Origin of the sequence: Corynebacterium sp. 11A (assembly GCF_008930935.1) — a bacterium.
Taxonomy (GTDB): Bacteria; Actinomycetota; Actinomycetes; order Mycobacteriales; family Mycobacteriaceae; genus Corynebacterium; species Corynebacterium megadyptis.
This window is the reverse complement of the sequence record NZ_PQMR01000001.1, coordinates 256,232-276,856: the sequence shown is the minus strand read 5'-3', so window position 1 is coordinate 276,856 and position 20,625 is coordinate 256,232. Positions and strand designations below refer to the sequence as shown.

General features: G+C 62.9%; 23 protein-coding genes and 1 riboswitch. Of the genes, 8 read left to right on the top strand and 15 right to left on the bottom strand.

Annotated features, from left to right (window positions below):
* The first annotated feature begins 165 nt into the window (after nt 1–165).
* Nucleotides 166–591, top strand: coding sequence for a DUF2631 domain-containing protein (locus tag GBB18_RS01140; protein ID WP_151548790.1), 426 nt, complete (start codon nt 166–168; stop codon nt 589–591).
* Nucleotides 592–735: 144 nt separating this feature from the next.
* Here GBB18_RS01140 and rlmN read toward each other — a convergent pair whose 3' ends face one another.
* On the bottom strand, nt 736–1,839 hold the full coding sequence (gene rlmN, locus GBB18_RS01135) for a 23S rRNA (adenine(2503)-C(2))-methyltransferase RlmN (protein WP_151528534.1): 1,104 nt from the start codon (nt 1,837–1,839) through the stop codon (nt 736–738).
* A gap of 129 nt (nt 1,840–1,968) precedes the next feature.
* Between rlmN and GBB18_RS01130 the strand changes: the two genes are divergently transcribed.
* Entirely contained in the window at nt 1,969–2,430 is a 462-nt protein-coding gene (locus tag GBB18_RS01130) for a lipopolysaccharide assembly LapA domain-containing protein (RefSeq protein ID WP_225990204.1), read from the top strand.
* Between the two features lie 100 nt (nt 2,431–2,530).
* On the opposite strand, the gene GBB18_RS01125 is transcribed toward GBB18_RS01130, so the two are convergent.
* The 6 genes from GBB18_RS01125 to rpsB form a co-directional block, all read right to left on the bottom strand.
* Nucleotides 2,531–4,153 (bottom strand): MFS transporter, encoded by a 1,623-nt coding sequence (locus GBB18_RS01125; protein WP_225990203.1) that lies wholly within the window; start codon nt 4,151–4,153, stop codon nt 2,531–2,533.
* Between the two features lie 108 nt (nt 4,154–4,261).
* Nucleotides 4,262–5,182, bottom strand: coding sequence for a phosphatidate cytidylyltransferase (locus GBB18_RS01120; protein WP_151640471.1), 921 nt, complete (start codon nt 5,180–5,182; stop codon nt 4,262–4,264).
* Nucleotides 5,183–5,353: 171 nt separating this feature from the next.
* Complete coding sequence (gene frr / locus GBB18_RS01115) at nt 5,354–5,911, bottom strand: ribosome recycling factor (protein WP_151640648.1); 558 nt, start codon at nt 5,909–5,911, stop codon at nt 5,354–5,356.
* A gap of 146 nt (nt 5,912–6,057) precedes the next feature.
* Nucleotides 6,058–6,783 (bottom strand): UMP kinase, encoded by a 726-nt coding sequence (gene pyrH / locus GBB18_RS01110; RefSeq protein ID WP_192795863.1) that lies wholly within the window; start codon nt 6,781–6,783, stop codon nt 6,058–6,060.
* A 180-nt stretch (nt 6,784–6,963) separates the two neighbouring features.
* Complete coding sequence (gene tsf / locus GBB18_RS01105) at nt 6,964–7,797, bottom strand: translation elongation factor Ts (protein ID WP_151640469.1); 834 nt, start codon at nt 7,795–7,797, stop codon at nt 6,964–6,966.
* Between the two features lie 264 nt (nt 7,798–8,061).
* On the bottom strand, nt 8,062–8,895 hold the full coding sequence (gene rpsB / locus GBB18_RS01100) for a 30S ribosomal protein S2 (protein ID WP_151528530.1): 834 nt from the start codon (nt 8,893–8,895) through the stop codon (nt 8,062–8,064).
* Nucleotides 8,896–9,285: 390 nt separating this feature from the next.
* Here rpsB and GBB18_RS01095 point away from each other — a divergent pair, with 390 nt between their 5' ends.
* Nucleotides 9,286–9,774, top strand: coding sequence for a murein hydrolase activator EnvC (locus GBB18_RS01095; RefSeq protein ID WP_151640468.1), 489 nt, complete (start codon nt 9,286–9,288; stop codon nt 9,772–9,774).
* Here GBB18_RS01095 and GBB18_RS01090 read toward each other — a convergent pair.
* From GBB18_RS01090 to rplS, 8 genes are all read right to left on the bottom strand, one after another.
* Entirely contained in the window at nt 9,771–10,652 is an 882-nt protein-coding gene (locus GBB18_RS01090) for a tyrosine recombinase XerC (protein ID WP_151640467.1), read from the bottom strand. The genes GBB18_RS01095 and GBB18_RS01090 overlap by 4 nt on opposite strands.
* 192 nt (nt 10,653–10,844) lie before the next feature.
* Nucleotides 10,845–12,035, bottom strand: a complete 1,191-nt coding sequence (gene dprA, locus GBB18_RS01085) for a DNA-processing protein DprA (protein WP_151640466.1) — start codon at nt 12,033–12,035, stop codon at nt 10,845–10,847.
* Nucleotides 12,032–13,558, bottom strand: coding sequence for a YifB family Mg chelatase-like AAA ATPase (locus GBB18_RS01080; protein WP_151640465.1), 1,527 nt, complete (start codon nt 13,556–13,558; stop codon nt 12,032–12,034). The genes dprA and GBB18_RS01080 overlap by 4 nt, the downstream gene beginning before the upstream one ends.
* A complete protein-coding gene (locus GBB18_RS01075) occupies nt 13,545–13,964 on the bottom strand; it encodes a YraN family protein (RefSeq protein ID WP_151548797.1) in 420 nt (139 codons plus the stop codon). Before GBB18_RS01075 ends, GBB18_RS01080 begins: the two co-directional genes overlap by 14 nt.
* Before the next feature lie 208 nt (nt 13,965–14,172).
* A complete protein-coding gene (locus GBB18_RS01070) occupies nt 14,173–14,478 on the bottom strand; it encodes a DUF2469 domain-containing protein (RefSeq protein WP_151528524.1) in 306 nt (101 codons plus the stop codon).
* The gene (locus GBB18_RS01065; protein WP_151640464.1) at nt 14,475–15,116 is read right to left on the bottom strand and encodes a ribonuclease HII; all 642 of its coding nucleotides are present in this window, start codon (nt 15,114–15,116) and stop codon (nt 14,475–14,477) included. The genes GBB18_RS01070 and GBB18_RS01065 overlap by 4 nt, the downstream gene beginning before the upstream one ends.
* A 19-nt stretch (nt 15,117–15,135) precedes the next feature.
* On the bottom strand, nt 15,136–16,029 hold the full coding sequence (gene lepB, locus GBB18_RS01060; RefSeq protein ID WP_225990202.1) for a signal peptidase I: 894 nt from the start codon (nt 16,027–16,029) through the stop codon (nt 15,136–15,138).
* Nucleotides 16,030–16,227: 198 nt separating this feature from the next.
* Complete coding sequence (rplS, locus tag GBB18_RS01055) at nt 16,228–16,569, bottom strand: 50S ribosomal protein L19 (RefSeq protein WP_018019112.1); 342 nt, start codon at nt 16,567–16,569, stop codon at nt 16,228–16,230.
* 229 nt (nt 16,570–16,798) lie between these two features.
* Between rplS and GBB18_RS01050 the strand changes: the two genes are divergently transcribed.
* From GBB18_RS01050 to GBB18_RS01030, 5 genes are all read left to right on the top strand, one after another.
* Complete coding sequence (locus GBB18_RS01050) at nt 16,799–17,716, top strand: DUF1648 domain-containing protein (protein ID WP_151640463.1); 918 nt, start codon at nt 16,799–16,801, stop codon at nt 17,714–17,716.
* A 13-nt stretch (nt 17,717–17,729) separates the two neighbouring features.
* Nucleotides 17,730–17,835: riboswitch (TPP riboswitch) on the top strand.
* Nucleotides 17,827–18,480, top strand: coding sequence for a thiamine phosphate synthase (locus tag GBB18_RS01045; RefSeq protein ID WP_151548800.1), 654 nt, complete (start codon nt 17,827–17,829; stop codon nt 18,478–18,480). Its footprint overlaps the riboswitch before it by 9 nt.
* A complete protein-coding gene (gene thiO / locus GBB18_RS01040; protein WP_151640462.1) occupies nt 18,473–19,606 on the top strand; it encodes a glycine oxidase ThiO in 1,134 nt (377 codons plus the stop codon). The genes GBB18_RS01045 and thiO overlap by 8 nt, the downstream gene beginning before the upstream one ends.
* Before the next feature lie 17 nt (nt 19,607–19,623).
* On the top strand, nt 19,624–19,833 hold the full coding sequence (gene thiS, locus GBB18_RS01035) for a sulfur carrier protein ThiS (protein WP_151548802.1): 210 nt from the start codon (nt 19,624–19,626) through the stop codon (nt 19,831–19,833).
* A 5-nt stretch (nt 19,834–19,838) separates the two neighbouring features.
* Complete coding sequence (locus GBB18_RS01030) at nt 19,839–20,624, top strand: thiazole synthase (RefSeq protein WP_151640461.1); 786 nt, start codon at nt 19,839–19,841, stop codon at nt 20,622–20,624.
* Nucleotide 20,625 lies beyond the last annotated feature (1 nt).

Sequence of the window (20,625 nt, the reverse complement as noted above, 5' to 3'; positions counted from 1 at the left end):
CCCCGCGGCCCGCCGCCTATCCCCCGTGTGAGGCTAGCGCGAAAAGCACGGTTGGGAAGGGGCCGCTGCTGCGACACGGAGCGAGCAAAACAACTTCCATGAAACCTAAGAATGTGCAAAGATAGACGGAGAACTTTAAGCGTTTATTAAGAAGGAGAAAAGACTGTGTCTGGCGCTTCCCACCACATCGAGCCGGAAGTCTATAACGGCGTAAGCACCCTCGACGAGCCCTCGGCGAAGTGGGGCTGGCACGATCTCGGTTTGATCCCCACCCAGATTGCTGGCTGGGTCTCCGTGTTCTTCCTCCTCGGCTACAACTTCGGTAACCACAAGGGCCACGTGGAGACCATCTGGCTGCTCGTACTCGCCACGCTGGTGGCTATCGCGCTGCTCCTTCAGCTCTTCGCCCCCAAGCTCAACCAAGTGCGCACCGTGACCGCCCACAACAAGCCGGAGGGCCACCAGGAGCCGGTGTGGACCTACCAGCAGCACGCCATGACGGGCAAGTACGCCGAGCTGAGCGACTCCGAGCTGCGTGCGCTCAACATCGATCCCACGACCGTCCCGAACCGCACTGCTGTGGAGAAGTAAGCACAGCGCTGTTCAGATTGCTGGTCTAAGGACTCCCTCCTTCACACAGCACACATAATCCCCCAGGCACCCAGCAGGTGCATGGGGGATTATTGCATTGCGAGCCCGTGAGCTGGCTGACGCGTGAGCTGGCTGACGCGTGAGCTAGCTGGCCCGTTCCTCCGCCGCGAGCTGACCGCAGGCGGCGGCAATGTCTTGGCCGCGGGTATCGCGCACCGTGCAGGGCACGCCTTGGGCGATTACGCGGCGCACGAACTCGTCCTGGCGCTGTTTGGGTGCGGCATCCCACTTGGATCCTGGTGTGGGGTTCAAGGGGATGAGGTTCACATGTACGCGAGAGCCCAAGGCCTGGTGCAGCTTCTTGCCCAGCATGTCCGCACGGAAGTCTTGATCATTGATATCGCGGATCAAGGCGTATTCGATGGACACGCGGCGGCCGGTCGCGTCCGCATAGTAGCGGGCGGCGTCGAGCACTTCGGCCACGGACCAGCGATTATTCACCGGCACCAAGCTATCGCGCAGTTCATCATCTGGGGTGTGCAAACTCAGCGCGAGGGTGACGCTGAGATTTTCATCAGCCAATTTCCGGATCGCCGGCGCCAAGCCCACGGTGGAGACGGTGACATTGCGCATGGAGATACCGAAACCTTCCGGCGCCGGGCGGGTGATCTGCTTGACCGCGCTCAATACGCGCTTGTAATTGGCCAGCGGCTCGCCCATACCCATGAACACCACATTGGTCAGACGGCCACCCTCCTGCTGCATGGTGGCCGCCGCCCGACGCACCTGATCCACGATCTCACCAATGGAAAGATTGCGATCCAATCCGCCTTGGCCGGTGGCGCAGAAAGGGCACGCCATTCCGCATCCGGCTTGGGAAGAGATGCACAGGGTGGCGCGGTCTGGATAGCGCATGAGCACCGACTCCAGCAGCGTGCCATCATTAAGCCGCCACAGAGTTTTTTGGGTAGCACCCGCATCGGCTTCGGTGACGCGTACCTTGGACATCAGCTCGGGAAAGAGTGCGTCCTTGACCTTCTGCCGAGCGGACTCGGGCAGGTCGGTCATCGTCAGCGGGTCGGCTTCGAGCCGCCCATAGTAGTGACGGGCAATCTGGTTGACACGGAACTTCGGCAACCCCAGCTCAGTAACAGCGGAGATGCGCTCCTCGGGATCGAGATCGGCGAAGTGCAGCGGCGGCATGCCGCGCTGCGGGGCTTTGAACTGGAGGCGAACGGGTTCAGACATAGTAGGCCCCATTGTTTCACGAGGAAGGAGGACCGAGGAAATCCACTATACTGACGGTGTTTAAGACTTCCTAGAGATTAATTCTCTCTTTCCCTGCACGATCTGTACACCCCGCACGAGGAGACATCCGTGACCACCCCCGCTGAGCCCAATCCCAGCTCCGAGCCGCACCCGCGTATTAATGACGACTCGATCCTCGGCTCCTCCCACCCCACCCGCGCCCACGACGCCGTAGCCGAGCGCGCCGAGAGCTCCGCTACCCCAGCCCGCCGCGAGGATAGCGCGCCGAAGCAGCAGAGCCAGGCGGAGACTTCCGCGACGGCGAAGAAGAAGCCAGCCAAGCTCAACCGCACTCTCGCCTCTTCTACGTGGGCGGCGCTGATTATCGGCGCCCTGCTGCTCATCCTCTTGCTGGTGTTCATCATGCAGAACCAGCAGCCAGTGGAGCTGCAGCTCTTCGCCTGGACCTTTGAGTTCCCCGCTGGCGTGGGCTTTTTGCTCGCCGCTATCGCCGGGGCACTCATTATGGCCATGGCCGGCATCGTGCGCATGTTTGAGCTGCGGCGCCAGGTAAAAAAGGCCCGCCAATAACTACCCGTCGCATTAGCTACCAGCGGGGTGCTCTCATGCTTAAGGGCACCCCGCTGTTTACCTCTCTCCTGCCCTGCAGCGGGCGGTAAAACGCTGGGTTTTAGGGACGCTTCTTGGTGGAACGGCGCACCATCAACGCCCCGAGCAGACCAATGACCAGACACAGCACGGCCGCATAGAGCGATACCTTGGTGGCCTCGGCGAAGACGCGCGCCAGAGGCGCAATCACCTCCTCGGGTGCGCCCTGCTGGCGCAGGCCGACCAGCGTTCCACCGGCGGAGCTGCGCATGGCCTCGGCTAGCTGCGCTTGGCTGCCGACGAAGTCTGCGGACTTCCATGCCAGGGCGGCAGAGAGGGTAGCACCGGCCATGGCGGCACCCAGGGCGGAGCCGATCTGGCGCACGGTGGACTGGGTCGCGGATGCTTGGCCGGACTGGGCAATGGGGATATCGCCGAGCACCAGCGAGGTGAGCTGCGCCGAGGCGAGGCCGAGGCCAATGCCATAGACCACTAGGGCGAAGACCACGAGCCACAAGGGCTGCCCTACCCTTTCTTCAGCAGCGAGCTGCAGCGTGCCGAAAACCTCAAGCCCCAAGCCCACGAGCACGACACCCGGAGCGCCGATTCTGGCTGCCAGATGGCGGGCTGCGGCACCAGAGAGGAAGGCACCTATCGCCATCGCTGCCAGCACCAGCCCTGTAGCCAAGGCAGACAGTCCCGCCGAGGACACAAGGTAGAGCGGCAGCACGAAGACGAGCGCGAACTCGCCTACCGCCACCAGCAAGGCGGTGAGGTTGCCCCACGTGAAGGTGGGATAGCGGAACATGCCGAGATCCAGCAAGACCGACTGCTGGGTGCGAGCACGGCGCAACTCGGTGGCGACGAAGCCGCTCAAGGACATCGCGGCAATCACCAGTGCGATGCCAGCGGCAGAGGGCCAGTGCTGCGGCCACTGTGCGGAGCCGAGGTGAAAGTCCGCGATTGCTGTCCACCAGCCCAGTTTGGGGCCTTCAATGATGCCGAATACGAGCGTGCCGAAGCCGATCGCGGAAAGGCTAAATCCGAGAACGTCTCTCTCGCCCGCAGGATGCTGCGCACTGCCGATGGGCTCGGCGGAGGTATCGGGCACCCACGCGAATGCTGCGCCGACGAGGCCGAGGGCCAGAGGAACGTTGACCCAAAAGATCCATTCCCAGCCGGCGCATTCGGTGATGACACCGCCGAGCAGCGGGCCGAGGGCGGCGGCGCCACTCATCACCGCGCCCCACACGCCGAAGGCTGCCGCGCGATCCTTGCCGCGAAACATGGCGTTAGTGGTGGATAGCGTCGATGGCAGAATGCAGGCTCCACCCACGCCTTGCACCACGCGGGCCACAATCAGTGTGGACACGGAGCTGGAGAGTGCGGCCAGGATCGAGCCGCTAGCGAAGATACAAAGCCCGGCGAGGAAAAACTTACGCCGGCCGTAGCGGTCCCCCATGCGTCCGGCGGCGAGCAGCAGGGCGGCGAATACCACCGAGTAGACGCTGCTGACCCACTGGGCTTCCGAAAGATCAAGGTTAAGTTCGCGAATAATCGTGGGCATGGATACACCCACGATGGTGCCATCGAGCACGATCAGCGCCAGCCCCACCGCGAGGATGATGAGTGCGCGCCACTTATGCGAGGTGGCGGCGTTCTCCTTCGCGGACGCTGCCTCATCTATAGAGTTATGTGCCATCATGATGTTTCAGCATAGTCGCCACTGCTACACCGCTTTATCTTCACTTGTATCGATGGCCATCACACACACGTGCAGCGGCCCCGCAGCGGTGGTGTGTGCGCTCCGGTATTAGACCACTGCGGCTTCCACCGTGATGGTGGAGAGCACCAGCCATGTCACCATGGCTGCAGGCAGCATGCCGTCGAGGCGATCCATCAGTCCCCCATGGCCGGGCAAGAGCGTAGACATGTCTTTGATGCCGAGTTCGCGTTTGAATTGGGATTCGACGAGATCACCAAGAGTCGCGCAGATAACGAGGCCGAGGCCGAGAAGAATGCCCGCCCAGATTGAGCCGGCGAGCAGCAGGGTGACACAGAGTGCACCGGTGATCGTGCCGAGGACGATCGAGCCGGCGAAGCCTTCCCAGGACTTCTTGGGGCTGACCGCCGGCGCCATGGGATGCGAGCCGAAGAATACGCCGGCGGCGAAACCACCGACATCGGAGGCGACCACGCACAGCATGAAGGTAACCACATACCACTTGGGGTCCGCGGGACCATCGTCGAGTCTGGAGATGAGCGCGGCGAACGTGCCGAACATGGGGATCCAGGTGAGCACGAAAATACCCATGCTCATATCCCGGAGATAGTTCTGAGGGGCGGTGCTGCGGCCGCGGTGAAAGAGCCGGCCAAACATCAGCGCGAGGACCGTGGTGACATAGGCGGCGGCCATCCCGTCTACCCCGAAGGGCCACGACAGCCAGACCATGCCTTGGCCGCCGATGATCAGCACCCAGTGCGGGACCACATAGCCGTGCTCGCGGAGGCGGTGCACCACCTCCCAAGTGCCGCCGGCGACGGCGAGCGCCACGAGTGGATACCAGCCATAAGGGATGAGGAAGATGCAGGTGAGCACGAGAGCACCGAGGCCCACGCCCACACCGATGGCGGTTTTGAGATCACGACCCGCCTTGTTTTTCGGCTTCGGCAGGTGCTCCCCGCTGAGACCAAGGGGATTCTTGATCAGCTCGCCCCGGTTCTTCTCTTCCACTGCCCCTCCAAAGTGTGCAGTTAACGCGCTGAGCGCCACGCACTACCTACCGGTAGGACCGCAACGCTCAACAGGAGGACACACCGGCGCTGCACTGGCCTCATACCGTGGCAGCGACTCGGCGATAAAGCGCTTCGGGGTGCCCTCAGGATTGTCCTGCGAGGTGAAGGCCTAAACCTCCATCAGCTCGTTTTCCTTGCGCTCGACGTGTTCGTCCACCTTGGCCACGTGCTTCTGGGTGATCTTATCCAACTGCTGCTCCGCGGATTTCACTTCATCCTCGCCAGCGTCGCCATCTTTTTGAATCTTCTTCAGGTGCTGATTGCCATCGCGTCGGATATTGCGGATGGCGATCTTGGCGTCCTCTCCCTTGGATTTAGCCAACTTCACCATGTCGCGGCGGCGCTCCTCGGTCAGCTGCGGAATGGTCACGCGCAGCACCTGGCCGTCGTTGGTGGGGTTCACACCCAGATCGGAGTTGCGGATGGCGTTTTCGATCTCGCCCATCAGGCTCTGCTCATAAGGCTTGATCAGCAGCATGCGCGGTTCCGGAACGGAAATGGTAGCCATCTGGGTAATGGGGGTCATCGCCCCATAATACTCGGCCATCACACCGTTGAACATTGCGGGATTGGCACGACCGGTGCGAATAGTGGTGAGGTCCTCGCGGACATACTCCACAGACTGCTCCATACGGCCTTCAGCGTCGAAGAGGATCTCCTCGATCATCTCACTCATGGTGTATTTCTCACTTCTCTATATCTGGGTGCGCGGACGTCCGCGCGGTGGGCGTTCACTAGAGCGAGCAGCAGACCGGCCCCGACGCCGCGGCACCTGAGACGGTCTGCTTCTCACAGGTTCATCGTCCCAATCTATCAGGATTGGACGAGAGTTCCGATGGACTCGCCCTTGATGGCGCGGGCGATATTGCCCTCCTGCAGCAGATTGAACACGAGAATCGGCATGTTGTTGTCCATACACAGGCTAAACGCGGTGGCATCGGCCACCTTTAGGCCGCGCTCGATCACTTCACGCGGGGTGATCTTAGTAAATAGTTCGGCGTCGGGGTTGGTGCGGGGATCATCCGAGTACACCCCGTCCACGGCTTTGGCCATGAGCAGCACCTCGCAGTCGATCTCCAAGGCTCGTTGCGCAGCGGTGGTGTCGGTGGAGAAGTACGGCAGACCCATGCCAGCGCCGAAGATCACCACACGCCCCTTGTCCAAGTGGCGCTTGGCGCGCAGCGGCAGGTAGGGCTCGGCCACCTGTGCCATATTGATGGAGGTTTGCACTCGGCAGTCGATGCCGGCGCGCTCGAGGAAGTCCTGCAGGGCGAGGCAGTTCATCACGGTGCCGAGCATGCCCATATAGTCCGAGCGGTTGCGGTCTAGGCCGCGCTGTTGCAGCTGTGCGCCACGGAAGAAGTTGCCGCCGCCGATGACCACGGCAACCTCCGCCCCCTCGCGGGCGACACTCGCGATCTGCTGCGCCACATTTTCCACCACATCGGGATCGATGCCCACGGTGCCACCGCCGAACATCTCACCCCCGAGCTTCAGCATGACGCGCTTATATCCCTCACGAGTGGCACCCTCGGCCATAGTTGTCACCTTTCGTCGACGCGGTTGGTTCGTTTGCGTATTCTACCCGCCGCCCCGATGACGTGCTCCACGCACTCGGCTTATCGACGCCACCCTCGCTCTTCCTGCTCTAAGGACAAGAAAAAACCTGCACCCCGTGGCTACGGGATACAGGTCTACTCGGCGCTCAGCGCCTAGAGATTAAGAGGAGTGCTGGCCAACCTCGAGGCGAGCGAAGCCGGTGAGCTTCACGCCTGCCTCGTCCATGACCTGCTTGACGGTCTTCTTGTTGTCAGAAACAGAAGCCTGGTCCTCTAGGACGACGTCCTTGTAGAAGCCGTTCATACGACCCTCCACGATCTTGGCGATAGCCTGCTCCGGCTTGCCCTCTTCGCGGGTGATCTTCTCCTGGGTAGCACGCTCAGACTCGACGATGTCGGCAGGAACCTCGTCACGGTTGAGGTACTGCGCCTTCATAGCGGCAACCTGCATAGCGGCGGCGTGGGCAGCCTGCTCGGCAGCCTCACCCTCGCCGGTATAAGCCACCAACACGCCCACTGCCGGCGGCAGGTCGGCTGCACGCTGGTGCTTGTAGACGGCGATGTTCTCGCCCTCGAGGGTGACAGCGCTGGAAAGCAGCAGCTTCTCGCCGATCTTGGCGGAGAGCTCCTGGATAGCCTCGCCGGCGGTCGAGCCATCCAGCGGTGCGTTGTTGAGCTCCTCAGCGGAGTTTGCCTTCACAGCAGCAGCGGCGTCAGCCACCTTGGCTGCGAATTCCTTGAACTCGGCGTTCTTGGCCACGAAGTCGGTCTCAGAGTTGACCTCGATCATCGTGGCACCGGAGACGGCAATCAGGCCCTCGGCGGCGGTGCGCTCGGCACGCTTGCCCACGTCCTTAGCACCCTTAATGCGCAGCAGCTCGACAGCCTTGTCGAAGTCGCCATCGGTCTCAGAAAGAGCCTTCTTGCAGTCCATCATTCCGGAGCCGGTGAGCTCGCGGAGCTTCTTAACGTCAGCGGCGCTGTAGTTTGCCATACGTGACGATCCTCCTTGATTTTGTTGGATGTTTAGTTGTCCACAACACGTGCGTTGCGGTCCCGTACCATTCACGGTCCATCGCCCCCTAACCCTAGATGAGAGCATGCCGCTCTGCAGTGAAGTGGAGGGGGCGTCGATACGCACTGCGAATGATGTGATGTTATTCAGGGCGAATAACACAGCCCCCACCGCACAAACAACGACAGTGAAGTTGTATCGCAGTGCGAGTGAGGGCTCTGTACGAGTGTGCGCTCGAAAAGGTTACTTCTCTTCAGCCGATGCATCGGCAGCTGCCTCAGCAGCCTCGGATGCCTCAACCTTCGGAGCGACCTCTTCGCCGGCCTCAGCCTTGGGGGCAGCGTCCTTATCTCCAGCGGCTTCCTTGGCTGCGGCGAGCTCGCGCTCTTCGCGTGCCTGCTTACCAGCGATCACGGCCTCGGCCACGATCTTGGTGAGAACGTTAATGGAGCGGATGGCGTCATCGTTGCCCGGAACCGGGAACTGGACCTCATCGGGATCACAGTTGGTGTCCAAGATGGCAACGACCGGGATGTTGAGCTTCTTCGCCTCAGCAACGGCGATGTGCTCCTTGTTGGTGTCCACAACCCACATGGCAGAAGGGATCTTCTTCATGTCGGCGATACCGGTGAGAACGCGCTCCAGCTTCTGACGCTCACGGGTGAGCATCAGAATCTCGCGCTTGCCGCGACCCTTGTAGCCGTCCTCGGCCTGGTCCATGGCCTGCAGTTCCTTCATACGGTGCAGACGCTTGGACACGGTCTGGAAGTTGGTGAGCATACCGCCCAGCCAGCGGTGGTTCACGTAGGGCATGCCAACGCGCTCGGCCTCGTTCTGCACAGCTTCCTGAGCCTGCTTCTTGGTACCGACGAACAGAATGCTGCCGCCGTGAGCCACAGTCTCCTTGACGAACTCAAAAGCCTCGTCAATGTAGGTCAGGGTCTGCTGCAGGTCGATGATGTAGATGCCGTTGCGCTCGGTGAAGATGAAGCGACGCATCTTCGGGTTCCAACGACGAGTCTGGTGGCCAAAGTGCACACCAGCATCGAGAAGCTCGCGCATGGTTACAACTGCCATGGGAATGCTCCTTTTCTGGGAAAATCTAGATTCGGTTAGTGTCAATTGTGCAGGTTTTTATCCTGCACCCTAGCGGCCACTTTTCACCTCACTGCACCCCACACCTCACGGCGTGGGGACCATGCAGCTATGGCGGCACCCTTTAAGGGCAAGGGCACACGCGACCGCGCGTAGTCAGTAGCCCCGTCGATGCATACACAGCCGACGGACACACTGCTGGCTAAACATTAGCCCACGTTGTGCGTGGGAGCAATTCCGCGTTCACTGTCACAATCGTGCGTGTGCACAGCTCAGCGGCGAAATCGTCACATGCGCACCACCATGCACAGATCGCGCTAATTTGAGACGGGCAGAAGGAAACTCTCGCGAGAATCCCCCACCCTCATGAGCATGACCCGTTTTCTTGTTGTTCTGTCCGTGATCGCGCTGCACGTTGCCACCGCACCAATGGCCGTGGCCTACGTGGATCCCACCACGGGCCACACCCACGCCTCGCACGTGATTCGGGCTTTTGCGAAGCCCGCCCAGAATTGGCTGCCGGGCCACCGTGGAGTGGATCTTGCCGCCGATATCGGCGCAGCAGTACTCGCCGCCGATGAGGGCGTGGTGGCTTTCGCCGGGATGGTGGCCCGCACCCCCACTGTCTCGATCGACCATTCAGATGGGGTGCGCACCACTTATCAGCCCGTGCACTACACAGTACGGCGCGGGGATCTGGTGCGCGCTGGAGAGATCATCGGCACACTCGCCGCCCCCACCACCCGCTACCCAGGATTACAGTGGGGTGCACGCCGCGATGGCGAGTACATTAATCCTTTAAGCCTTCTCTCCCGCCCCACGATCCGGCTCAAGCCCACACACGGGACGGCCACACATTAGTCCGCTCGGGGATGGGCGTGACGGAAGGCTTCGTGCAATCGCGCCGTGGAGACGTGGGTATATATCTGTGTGGTCTGCAAGGAGGCATGACCCAGCAACTCCTGCACTTCCCTTAAGTCCGCTCCCCCATCGAGCATGTGGGTGGCCGCACTGTGCCTGATCTCGTGCGGACTCAGCGGTGCTAGGCCTGCTTGGAGGGTGACTGCTTCGACGACGCGCCGCACTTGGCGCTGATCGATGCGCTTGCCGCGCACACCCACGAAGAGTGCTGTCTCGACAGGCTGGGCGAGCTCTGGGCGCCCCTGCTCCAACCATTCGACGAGCGCGCGGCGCGCGGGCGCCCCAAAGGGCACCACCCGCTGCTTATTGCCCTTACCCGTCACCGTAGCCTTCCCCGCTGGAATATCCACATCCTCGAGATCGAGCCCACACAGCTCAGCCACGCGCATACCGGAGGCATAGAGCAGCTCCAGCAGCGCCCTATCGCGCAGCTGCACCGGCGTGTCGGTGGGTAAGTCGCTCAGTAGCTCCTCTGCTTGGGCAGCACTGGCGACGGTAGGTAAATGACGCCCCGGTTTCGGGGTATGGAGCTTATGTCCCACATCCGTCGAGATATAGCCAGCCTTGTAGGCCCAGGTAGAAAAGGAGCGCAGTGCGGCGGTGCGACGGGCCATGCTTGCCCGCGAGAGCCCTTGCTCGAGCGCCTCGGCCAGCCATAGGCGCATGCTGCTGAGACTAAAGTCCGACCACGTGCGTAGTCGAGAAAGATAGCCCACAAGATCGGAGCGATAGCCACGGACGGTGGCGGTGGATCGATCGCCGACATAGGAGAGGTGATCGCAGTAGTCGTCAAGAGCGACAGTGAATGCTGGAGTCATAGTATGAGAACACGCCAGCGGAGACGTCGCGACAGGAGTATTCGACGTCTCCGCTGAGCGCTGATGTTCACCCATAGTGCACAGCTTAGCTATTAGCGGGAGTCAGCCCGAACCCGCTAACTTCTAACTTAGGCTGCCCTTGTATCGTAAGTTAAGGCATGCCTAATGCGCAACCTCTTGGGTAAAACTTTTTTATTTTATTTTTCCGGAAATCCTCTTTGCCCAGTTCACACCATCTCTATGGGCGAGTCCGCGGCGCTGCAGCTCCACCAGAAGATGCACTGTCAGCGCCACACTAAGCCCAGCACTCTCCGCCACCTGGGCTGCCGTGCGGCTCTGATCGCTACGGCAGGGCAGGCTGTCATAGACCTTGAGTTCATTGCGGCTGAGTTGCTGGATCGGGTCGCTGGGAAAGGCCAGTTCGCACTGCCCATCCACGTCGACCTCACCGATCCTGCCTACCAGCCCCATGATGTCGGCCGCACTGACAACCAATTGCGCATCGCCGCGCTTGATCTTGTCGTGGCAACCAAGGGAGCCCGCCCCAGTGATGGGGCCGGGCACCGCCATGGCGACAGCGCCGAGCCCTTGCGCCCAAGCCAGCGTATTCAACGCGCCGGAACGCCAGCCGGCTTCGACCACCACAGTGCCTGTGCTGAGCGCTGCCACGAGCCGATTCCGAGTGAGGAAGCGATGCCGCGCCGGCGGGGTTAGCGGCGGGTATTCACTCACCCAGCAACCGCCGGAGCGCACTATGCGCTCGATAAGGGCCGTGTTTTTCGCCGGATAGCAGCGTCCCGCCCCGTGGGCGCCGACGGCGACGGTGCATCCCCCAGCGTCGAGGGCCGCGGTATGAGCGGCAGTGTCTACCCCCAGCGCGGCGCCGGAGATGATGGTCCAGTGCTGCTCGGCTAACTGGCGGCTGATCTCTCCGCTCGCGCGCTGCCCATAGGAGCTCATAGCGCGGGTACCGACGATCGCCACCGAGCGCGCCACCGCCGCAGAGAGATCACCGCCGCGCACCCATAGGCCATGGGGTGCAACAGCATCGGCCGCATAGCTTCGCAGATGCTCCGAGGTGCCGGAGGCGGCGAAGCCGAATGCGCGATCGAGTTGTTCCCGGGGCCACTCCGGATCATCGGGGCAGATAAAGCGGGTCTGCAGCTGCTTAGCCTGCCGCAGTAGTTCGTGTTCTTCGCAGAAGTGCGCGCGCCGTTCGGCACTGCGGGAGAGCACGCCCACCCACTGCTCCCCGTGGCGAATGCCGGCCGCTATTTTTTCAGGGCTGTGCCCTGCTGTTAGCAGCGCGTGCAGGGCCCGGGAGGGGCCTTCGAGAACGTAGTTGAGATACACCCAGGCGTGGAGGCGTTCGGAGTTTTTCATCGCTGTAGTTTTCCTTCCTCGGTGCGCAGTTCTAGAGCACGGGCCATGTGGTCGAGGGTGGGCCGCGCGGCGGCGCCGGCACCAGTGTCGTCGAGGTCTCTGAGCGTCCACGCCAACCGCAGGGCCTTATCCACCCCGCGTTGGGAGATCTCCCCCGCACTCAAAAAGGCCCCCACATAGGCCATGGCTTCCTCGTCCGCGGCATAGTGTCGTCGCAGCAGCGGCGCGGGAATCACAGCATTCGTGCATCCGTGAGGGTTCACCGGGGCCCAGCGCCGGGCCGCGATCTCCCGCGCGACGGCGACGCGCTGGCGCACGGTATCGGAGGTTTCGGAATTGTGATCGCAAAGCACCCCGCCTACCCGGTGGGTACGGGCGATAACGTCGATGCGATCGCGGATGGGGCCGGAAATATTGTTCAGATACCGGGCGCGGGCCGCACCACTGCAGGTACACGCGGAATCGCTATCCGCCCCGCAGGCGCAGGGATTAGCGGCAAGGACTAGCTGGAATCTGGCGGGCAGGGTGACGACCTTGTCGCTGCGGTTGAGCACCACGGCGCCGTTTTCCAGCGGCACGCGGAGGCTATCCAGCACGGATGCGGCGATCGCATTGGCCTCATCGAGAAAAAGCACGCCATTATGACTTAAGGAGATGGCACCGAGTTTCACCTTCCCGGAGCCACCGCCGATCAATCCAGCGCTGCTGACGCTATGGTGCGGGGCGATCAGCGGCGGACGGGTGATGATGTCCTCGCAGCCGTGGGTGGAGACAGAATGCGCGGCCGTGGTTTCAATCTGTTGGTGGCGGCTCAGCGGCGGCAGGATGGAGGGCAGCGCTGCGGCCAGTATGGATTTTCCGGAGCCGGCCGGCCCCACGAGAAAGAGGTGGTGTCCCCCAGCAGCGGCCACCTCGACGGCGTGCTTCGCTTCCTTCTGTCCGGCAATATCCGCAAGATCGACCGTGGAGCGGCCCGACTGTGCGGTGTGCTCGGTGGGGCTTATCCGCTGTAGCCCACCGCTACCGTTGATCCAGTCATAGACCTCGCGGAGGGTATCGGCCACCAACACCGAGGGAGTATCGATGAGTTCGGCCTCCCGTGCGTGGGCACGGGGAATCACCACCGTTTTCACCCCTACCTCGGCGGCTGCGCGCAGCATGGGAAGGATGCCGCAGCAGGGTTTGAGCTGGCCATCGAGTCCGAGCTCGCCGAGGAACATGGTGTGTTCCAGTGGCGTGGCAGTGCGCGCCCCCAATATCGCCATGGCGAGGGCTAGATCGCATTGGGCGCCGGACTTGCGCACATTCGCCGGCGAGAGATTAACGATGATCCGTGTCTTGGGCCATGGCAGATCGCTATTTTTCACGGCGGTGCGGATGCGGTCGCGGGCCTCGTTAATGGCCGTATCGCCCAGCCCCACTATGTCTGTGCGCGGCAGGCCGGGGCCAATGTGGGCTTCCACCGTCACGCTAAATGCCGTGACGCCATCGAAGGCGGCGGAGATCGTCTTAGCGAGCGCCATGGTCCACCCCACTGAACAATTCCACGCCCGCGGGGCTGATGAGCACGACATCGAAGCGAATCGGGGTATAGGGCTTGCGTTCGAGCCAGCGCAGCGCCGCGCGCTGCATGCGGTGTAATTTGCGGGCCGTCACGGCCTCCGCCCCACCGTAGTGGGTGCCGGTGCGGGTTTTGACCTCCACAAACACAATGGTGCCGTCGAGATCTTCCACGATGAGATCGATCTCGCCGCATCGGTAGCGCACGTTGCGGGCCACCACGCGGGCGCCGGTGGATTCATACAGCCGTGCGGCATGCTCTTCTCCGGTACGGCCGATCCGCGCGTTGTGCGCGGAGGAGGCCGCGGCGGGCCGCGGCGGGCGCTGGTGTGGGGTCAGGGAGCCGTCGCTGGACGTAGCTAGTGTCATCGAATTCTGCCTTCAGGTGTCGATTCAGGGGTATAGGGACCATCGCCTCGCTGTGGCGGGGATGCGCCCCTAGTGTGATTCCCGATCGAGCATCTGGCAGGGAAAGAAGAAAGATAAGAAAAAATCTGTGGATAGCGGGGTGCGCTATCCACAGAGTGCAGTACTACTCGGTGCCGCCGAGGCTATGAGCACGGCGGCGGCTCAGCTGTTAATCGATCATCATCATCTCTGGCTTATCCAGCTCTTCGATGTTGACGTCCTTGAAGGTGATGACGCGCACGAAGCGCACGAAGCGAGCGGAGCGGTACATATCCCACACCCACGCATCGGACATGCGCACCTCGTAGTAAACCTCGGCGCCTTCGGTGTGCGGGATGAGCTCCACGGCATTGGCGAGGTAGAAGCGACGCTCGGTTTCCACCACATAGGAGAACTGGCTCACCACATCGCGGTATTCGCGGTAGAGGCTCAGCTCTACTTCTGCTTCGTAGTTTTCCAGCTCTTCGGCGCTCATCGCGTTTCCTTCCACGTGCTACAAGCTTCCTGAATGTTTCTGTAACTATAGCGATGAACTGGGCTGGGTCCTTTGAGGCGCACCGCGTCCATGTGGAGTTTCGTGCCATAGCCCTTATGCCCGGCCAGTCCATAGCCGGGATAGCACTCATCGAGCTCGAGCATGAGGGCGTCTCGTTCATGCTTGGCCAAGACGCTGGCCGCCGCAATGCAGCGCGCCGCGGCGTCGCCGCTGATCACGCGCAGGCTGGGCCGGGCGAGCCCGGGCACGCGGTAGCCGTCGATAAGCACAAATCCAGGAGCGATATCGAGGGCATAGATGGCGCGCCGCATTCCGGAAATATTGGCATGTTGCAAGCCGCGGGCATCGATATCGGCGGCGGAAATGTGGATCACTGACCACGCCAGGGCGTGGTGTTTAATCAGCGGCGCCAGCCGAGCGCGGGCGGCTGGGGTGAGTTTCTTGGAATCGGTGACCTCCGCTAAGGGGCGCAGAGGCCGATCGGGGAGCACGCAGGCAGCGATGGTGATCGGGCCGGCGCAGGCTCCCCTCCCCGCTTCGTCAACGCCTGCGACTGGACCAAGGCCGGCTGCAGTGAGCTCTGCCTCGTAGGTGCGCAGGTATTTCTTTTTCCGCACGCTGCTGTGGGGCGTTGGGCTAGTCGACGCCGCCAATGCGGGACAGCGGCAGGATGATGAAGCGTACCTTGCCGATGATGTTCTCCTCGGGCACCGTCCCTTGGTGCTCATCGCCGAGGTGATAGCGGGAGTCGGCCGAGTTGGTGCGGTTATCGCCCATCACGAAGTAGTGCCCCTCCGGCACCTCGACGGGGCCGAAGTAGGCGCCACCGCAGGCATCGGAGCCATTGGCGCTATCCACCGGATAGGTCGGGGGATCAAGCACATAGGAATCATCCACCTTCGTGCCGTCGACCATCACGCCGGGATCGCCTTCTTGGCAGGACACGGTCTGTCCACCGGTGGCAACGATGCGCTTGACCATGTCATTCTCATCTGGGGCGACCACGCCCACAAACGCGCCGATATTCTGCAGGCCGCGAATGAGGGTATTCGACGAGCGGGTGGACACGAAGTTCTGGTTCCAAGACTCCGGGCCCTTAAACACCACCACATCGCCCTGTTCAGGCTTGGTGAAGTCATAGGTGAGCTTGTCCACCACAATGCGGTCCCCCGTGCACTCGGGGCAGCCGTGCAGGGTAGGCTCCATCGACGCCGAGGGAATGAGATACACCCGACCCACGAAGGTCTGGAGCACGAAGACGATCACCAGGGTCACGGCGATAACGAGAGGAATCTCGATGTACCACGGCTTGCCGCCATCGTCCTCCTCATCCTCCGCGTCATCCTCGGCAGCCGTGTCCGCCGCGGTGGTGTCCTCGGCGGCTGTGTCTGCTGCGGTGTCCTCGCCGTCTTGGGGCTGAGGCTGATCCGAGTGAGCGGAACTGCCGGCTGTGGCGTCCTTCGACGCAGCCGGAGGCGTCGGCGAGTCGGAGGGGGTCGCGTCTAGCTCGTGATCGGGGCGCTCAGTCATAGGGATAAATACTAGCAGCCGGACGCGACAGCCCTAGCCACCACAATCCGGCGCTGCGCAGAGCCAAAAAATGCAGCCGGCACCCGCACCATGGCCTGCTCCGCGCTGCCTTATTCTGCGGGCGCAGGGATAAAAACAGACCGGCCGCCGCCCACCACGAAGGGGACGACGGCCGGTGCCAGAGGCGACGCGCTAGTACTAGCGGCGCTCCTTGATCTTGGCAGCCTTACCGCGCAGGTTGCGCAGGTAGTAGAGCTTCGCACGGCGGACCTTACCGCGGGTGATCACGTCGATGTGATCAATGTTCGGGGAGTGCACCGGGAAGGTACGCTCCACACCGATGCCGAAGGACACCTTGCGGACGGTGAAGGTCTCGCGGATGCCACCGCCCTGGCGACGGATCACAACGCCGCGGAAGACCTGGACGCGCTGGTTGCCGCCCTCGATGATCTTCACGTGCACGTCCACGGTGTCACCGGGACGGAAAGTCGGGATATCGTCGCGCAGCGATGCTGCATCTACCTTGTCGAGAATGTTCATGAAACAATCCTTTGAATCTTGTGCTGAATAGAGGAACCTAGCGGCTTTTCCCCACGTGCCGGGGCGCTCGGCTGGTTCGTATCCGAGACAGTGACAGAAGCTGCCATCAATGAGGCAGACAACTTTCGAGATTATGCCATGCTCAGCCAGCAATAACAAATGATCGCCACGCCGTATTCTCCATGCGTGGCGCACCCACCAGCCCCATTCGCTCCTATACTTCTATGGCATGAGGTCCCAGCTGCCCCGTAGACCTTTCGTGATCGCCTATCTGCTGCTGCCACTGGCAATTATGCTACCTGGGCTAGTGTGGATTCTGCTCGCGCTGCTGCCCGAGCTTCCCGCGTCCATCGCCACGCACTGGGGCCTGAGCGGCCCGCCCAATAACTTTGGTTCTCCACTGCCGCTAATTCTTATTCTGGCGGGGCTCTTCGGCCCCCTCGCCCTGCTCTTGGGCGGACTGGCGGTCCGGCGGCGGGTGTGCGGCCTCGGCGCGGCGGCGGTGCTGTCGTCTGGTTTCATGCTGGCGCTGCTCCTCGATGTCCTGCTGCCCCAACGCGGTCTCAATGAGACAGAGCTCGCGACGGTGCGCACGGCGTGGCTGCCGGGTCTGATCACGATGCTGTTCTCGGTGTTTCTCGCAGCACTACTCCGTGGCTGGGTGCGCCGCCAGACAATAGCGCCGCTGCGCGTCGAGTCTGCGCCCCGTGTCTGGGAAGAAACCACCCGCCGCATCCCATGGGGAACACTCCTCCTCCTGCTTCTTTCCCTGCTGCTGGTGCTCATCTCCCCCGCCACCATGATCTTTGTCCTCGGGATCATCATCGCCACCGCGAGTCTCGGCAGCCGCACGCGCATCGAGCTTCACGACGCCGCCCTGATCCTCCGCTCCCCAGAACTCACGATGTTTCCCTACTCGGAGATACACCACGTCGAGACTATCGACCGCGTCGGCTTCTGGGATTACGGCGGCTATGGAATCAACCAGAATGGCTCGGACCTCTTCGTTATCCCCGGCCCCGGCAATGCGGTGCGCGTGCACCTGCAGCAGCAGCGCGCGACCATCGTGGTACCCGAGGGGCAGGCCGCAGAGATCGCCGCAGAGATCAACGCTCGGCTGAGCGAAACGAGCAACGCGAGCGACTAGAGCGCGTACACTAATCCCCATGCGCGGGTGCCTCGTCGCCGCAGTGGCGAGAGGCTGAGAACACACCGCTAGAACCTGCTGTGGTTAGCACCGACGAAGGAAGCATGCCTATGGGCGACACCGTTGATTATCGCTGTTATCTGGTCACCGCCGCCGACGATCCCGTGCGGGTCGTGGACACGGCGGTGCGCTGCGCTCGCGCCGGCGCGGGCGTCGTGCAAGTGCGCTCGAAGCCTATTTCTGCCCGCGATCTCTATCATCTTTCCTGCGCCGTGGCCCACGCTGTGCACGAGGTGGCACCGACAACGCGCACGCTCGTCGATGACCGCGTTGATGTGGCCCTGGCGGCCCGTGCCGCGGGCGCGCCGATTGCGGGAGTGCACCTCGGCCAAGACGATATCCCCGTCCGCGCCGCCCGCGCCCTGCTTGGCCCCGACGCCATCATCGGGCTGACCACCGGCACCCGCGAGCTCGTCGCCGCCGCGAATGAGGTGGCCGAGGTGATTGATTACATCGGCTGCGGGCCTTTTCGGCCCAGCCCCACCAAGGATTCCGGTCGCGCCCCCATTGGTCTAGCGGGCTATCCGGAGCTGGTAGAGCTCTCCACCCTGCCCGTGGTGGCCATCGGCGATGTCCAGCCCGGCGATGCCGCCGAGCTTGGCGCCACCGGGGTGGCCGGCGTCGCGCTGGTGCGCGCCCTGCATCATGCTCCCGATCCCGGCGCGGCCGTGCAGCAGGTGCTGCGGGGGTTGAGCCATGTCTAAGGTGACGATCATTGGCGCCGGAATTGTGGGCCTGAGCACTGCTTTTAGTCTTGCGCGGCGCGGGCATCAGGTGCGGCTTTTCGATCCCTCCCCCGCCTCGGGGGCCACCCACTATGCGGGCGGGATGCTGGCCCCGGTGGCGGAGGTGCAGTACCGCCAAGAGGCACTCTTTCCGCTCATGAAGGATGCGGCCCGGTATTGGCCGGAGCTCGTGGCGGAGCTCTCCGCGCACACCGAGCTGCCGCTGGGATTCGATGATGCCGGCACCCTGGTGGTGGCCGCCGATCACGCCGATGGCCAGCATGTGGAAGAGCTCGCGCTATATCAACACGCTTTCGAGATGCGTGCCGCCCGCATCACCACCCGCCAGGCCCGCAGCGAGGAGCCGGCGCTGAGCCCGCGCCTGACGGGTGCGGTGAGCATCCCTGGGGATTTTCAGATCTATCCTCGCGTCTGCGCCCGCGCCCTGCTTGATGCCTGTCGCACGCTCGGGGTGGAGCTTCGTGCCGAGGCGGTGACTCATCTCGACGCCGCAGAGCGCGTGCAGGCTCTGCACACCAGCGCCGCCACCTATGCGGTGGATGAGCACGAGCAGGTGATTCTTGCCGCCGGGCTGGGCGTGGGGGAAATCACCGGCTGGGATAATCCGGTGCAGCTGCGCCCGGTCTACGGCGATATTCTGCGCGTGCGGGTGCCTGCTCACCTGCAGCCGCTGTGCACCAAGGTGATACGCGGCTTCGTGGAGGATCGCCCCGTCTACATCATTCCGCGCGCCGTGGATCAGACCATCGCTATTGGCGCGAGCACCCGCGAGGATCATCTGCAAGAGCCCAAGGTGGGGGCGGTCTATGATTTGCTTCGCGACGCCATCCGCATCATGCCTGGGCTCGAAGAATGTGAGCTTATCGAGGCAGCCACCGGCGCACGGCCCGGCTCACCGGATGATCTGCCCTATCTGGGCCGTGCCCGCATCGCCAATCTCATTGTCTCTACCGGCTATTTCCGGCACGGCATTTTGCTCAGCTCTTGGGCGGCGCGCCGCACGCTCGAGCTCGTGGAAGGCGGCGAGCCACAGGATCTCGAGCACTGCAACCCTTATCGGCACGAACGACCCAGCACGTTGTGAGGAGTATATCCACCCCTATGTTCACCCTGACCATCAATGATTCACCCCAGCGCTTCTCCTCCCCGATCACCGTGGCCGAGCTAGTGCGGCAGCACACCGGCTCCGCGGAGACCGCGGGCATCGCCGTGGCCGTGGACGCCACCGTGGTGCCGGCGGCAGAGTGGGGCGAGCATACGCTCTCCGCCGATCACACCGTCGATATCCTCACCGCCGCCCAAGGAGGCTAGTTTTTATGCTGCGTATTGGCGCACACGAGTTTTCCTCGCACCTCATCATGGGCACCGGCGGGGCCACCTCCCAGGACATCCTAGAACAGGCGCTTCTCGCCTCCGGCACGCAGGTGACCACGGTGGCTATGCGACGCCACGCTGGGCGCACCAACACCAGCGGGGAGTCTATTTTCGAGCTGCTTTCCCGACTGGGTATCGCCACCTTGCCCAATACGGCCGGGTGTCGCACCGCCCGTGATGCCGTGCTCACCGCGCGCCTCGCCCGGGAGGCCCTGGGCACGGATCTGATCAAGGTGGAGGTAATCGCCGATGAACACACCCTGCTGCCCGATGTGGTGGAAACCCTCGATGCCTGTGAGCAGCTCGTGCTCGATGGCTTCACGGTGATGGCCTATACCTCGGACGATCCGGTGGTTGCCCAACGCTTAGAGGATGTAGGGGTGCATGCCGTGATGCCGCTAGGCTCCCCGATCGGCACGGGACTGGGCATTGTGAATGAGCACAATCTCGAGCTGATCTGCTCCCGCGCCCAGGTGCCGGTGCTGCTCGATGCAGGGGTAGGCACGGCCTCGGATGCTGCCCGCGCCATGGAGCTGGGCTGCGCGGGGGTGCTCTTGGCCTCGGCGGTCAACCGATCCCAGGATCCGGTGGGCATGGCCACCGCGATGAAACTCGCCGTGCAGGCGGGCGCCCATGCCCGCGCCGCGGGCCGGATCCCGCAGCGCCGCCACGCCCAGGCCTCCTCCTCGTTTGAGGGGCTGGCCAGCTGGGCGGACACCGTCCTCTAGG

Bases quoted from the DNA above. Each gene is read 5' to 3' on its own strand.
- rlmN (WP_151528534.1), bottom strand. From the start codon at position 1,839: ATGTCTGAACCCGTTCGCCTCCAGTTCAAAGCCCCGCAGCGCGGCATG.
- GBB18_RS01125 (WP_225990203.1), bottom strand. From the start codon at position 4,153: ATGATGGCACATAACTCTATAGATGAGGCAGCGTCCGCGAAGGAGAAC.
- frr (WP_151640648.1), bottom strand. From the start codon at position 5,911: ATGATCGAGGAGATCCTCTTCGACGCTGAAGGCCGTATGGAGCAGTCT.
- pyrH (WP_192795863.1), bottom strand. From the start codon at position 6,783: ATGGCCGAGGGTGCCACTCGTGAGGGATATAAGCGCGTCATGCTGAAG.
- tsf (WP_151640469.1), bottom strand. From the start codon at position 7,797: ATGGCAAACTACAGCGCCGCTGACGTTAAGAAGCTCCGCGAGCTCACC.
- rpsB (WP_151528530.1), bottom strand. From the start codon at position 8,895: ATGGCAGTTGTAACCATGCGCGAGCTTCTCGATGCTGGTGTGCACTTT.
- GBB18_RS01095 (WP_151640468.1), top strand. From the start codon at position 9,286: ATGACCCGTTTTCTTGTTGTTCTGTCCGTGATCGCGCTGCACGTTGCC.
- GBB18_RS01090 (WP_151640467.1), bottom strand. From the start codon at position 10,652: ATGACTCCAGCATTCACTGTCGCTCTTGACGACTACTGCGATCACCTC.
- dprA (WP_151640466.1), bottom strand. From the start codon at position 12,035: ATGAAAAACTCCGAACGCCTCCACGCCTGGGTGTATCTCAACTACGTT.
- GBB18_RS01080 (WP_151640465.1), bottom strand. From the start codon at position 13,558: ATGGCGCTCGCTAAGACGATCTCCGCCGCCTTCGATGGCGTCACGGCA.
- GBB18_RS01075 (WP_151548797.1), bottom strand. From the start codon at position 13,964: ATGACACTAGCTACGTCCAGCGACGGCTCCCTGACCCCACACCAGCGC.
- GBB18_RS01070 (WP_151528524.1), bottom strand. From the start codon at position 14,478: ATGAGCGCCGAAGAGCTGGAAAACTACGAAGCAGAAGTAGAGCTGAGC.
- lepB (WP_225990202.1), bottom strand. From the start codon at position 16,029: ATGACTGAGCGCCCCGATCACGAGCTAGACGCGACCCCCTCCGACTCG.
- rplS (WP_018019112.1), bottom strand. From the start codon at position 16,569: ATGAACATTCTCGACAAGGTAGATGCAGCATCGCTGCGCGACGATATC.
- GBB18_RS01050 (WP_151640463.1), top strand. From the start codon at position 16,799: ATGAGGTCCCAGCTGCCCCGTAGACCTTTCGTGATCGCCTATCTGCTG.
- GBB18_RS01045 (WP_151548800.1), top strand. From the start codon at position 17,827: ATGGGCGACACCGTTGATTATCGCTGTTATCTGGTCACCGCCGCCGAC.
- thiO (WP_151640462.1), top strand. From the start codon at position 18,473: ATGTCTAAGGTGACGATCATTGGCGCCGGAATTGTGGGCCTGAGCACT.
- thiS (WP_151548802.1), top strand. From the start codon at position 19,624: ATGTTCACCCTGACCATCAATGATTCACCCCAGCGCTTCTCCTCCCCG.
- GBB18_RS01030 (WP_151640461.1), top strand. From the start codon at position 19,839: ATGCTGCGTATTGGCGCACACGAGTTTTCCTCGCACCTCATCATGGGC.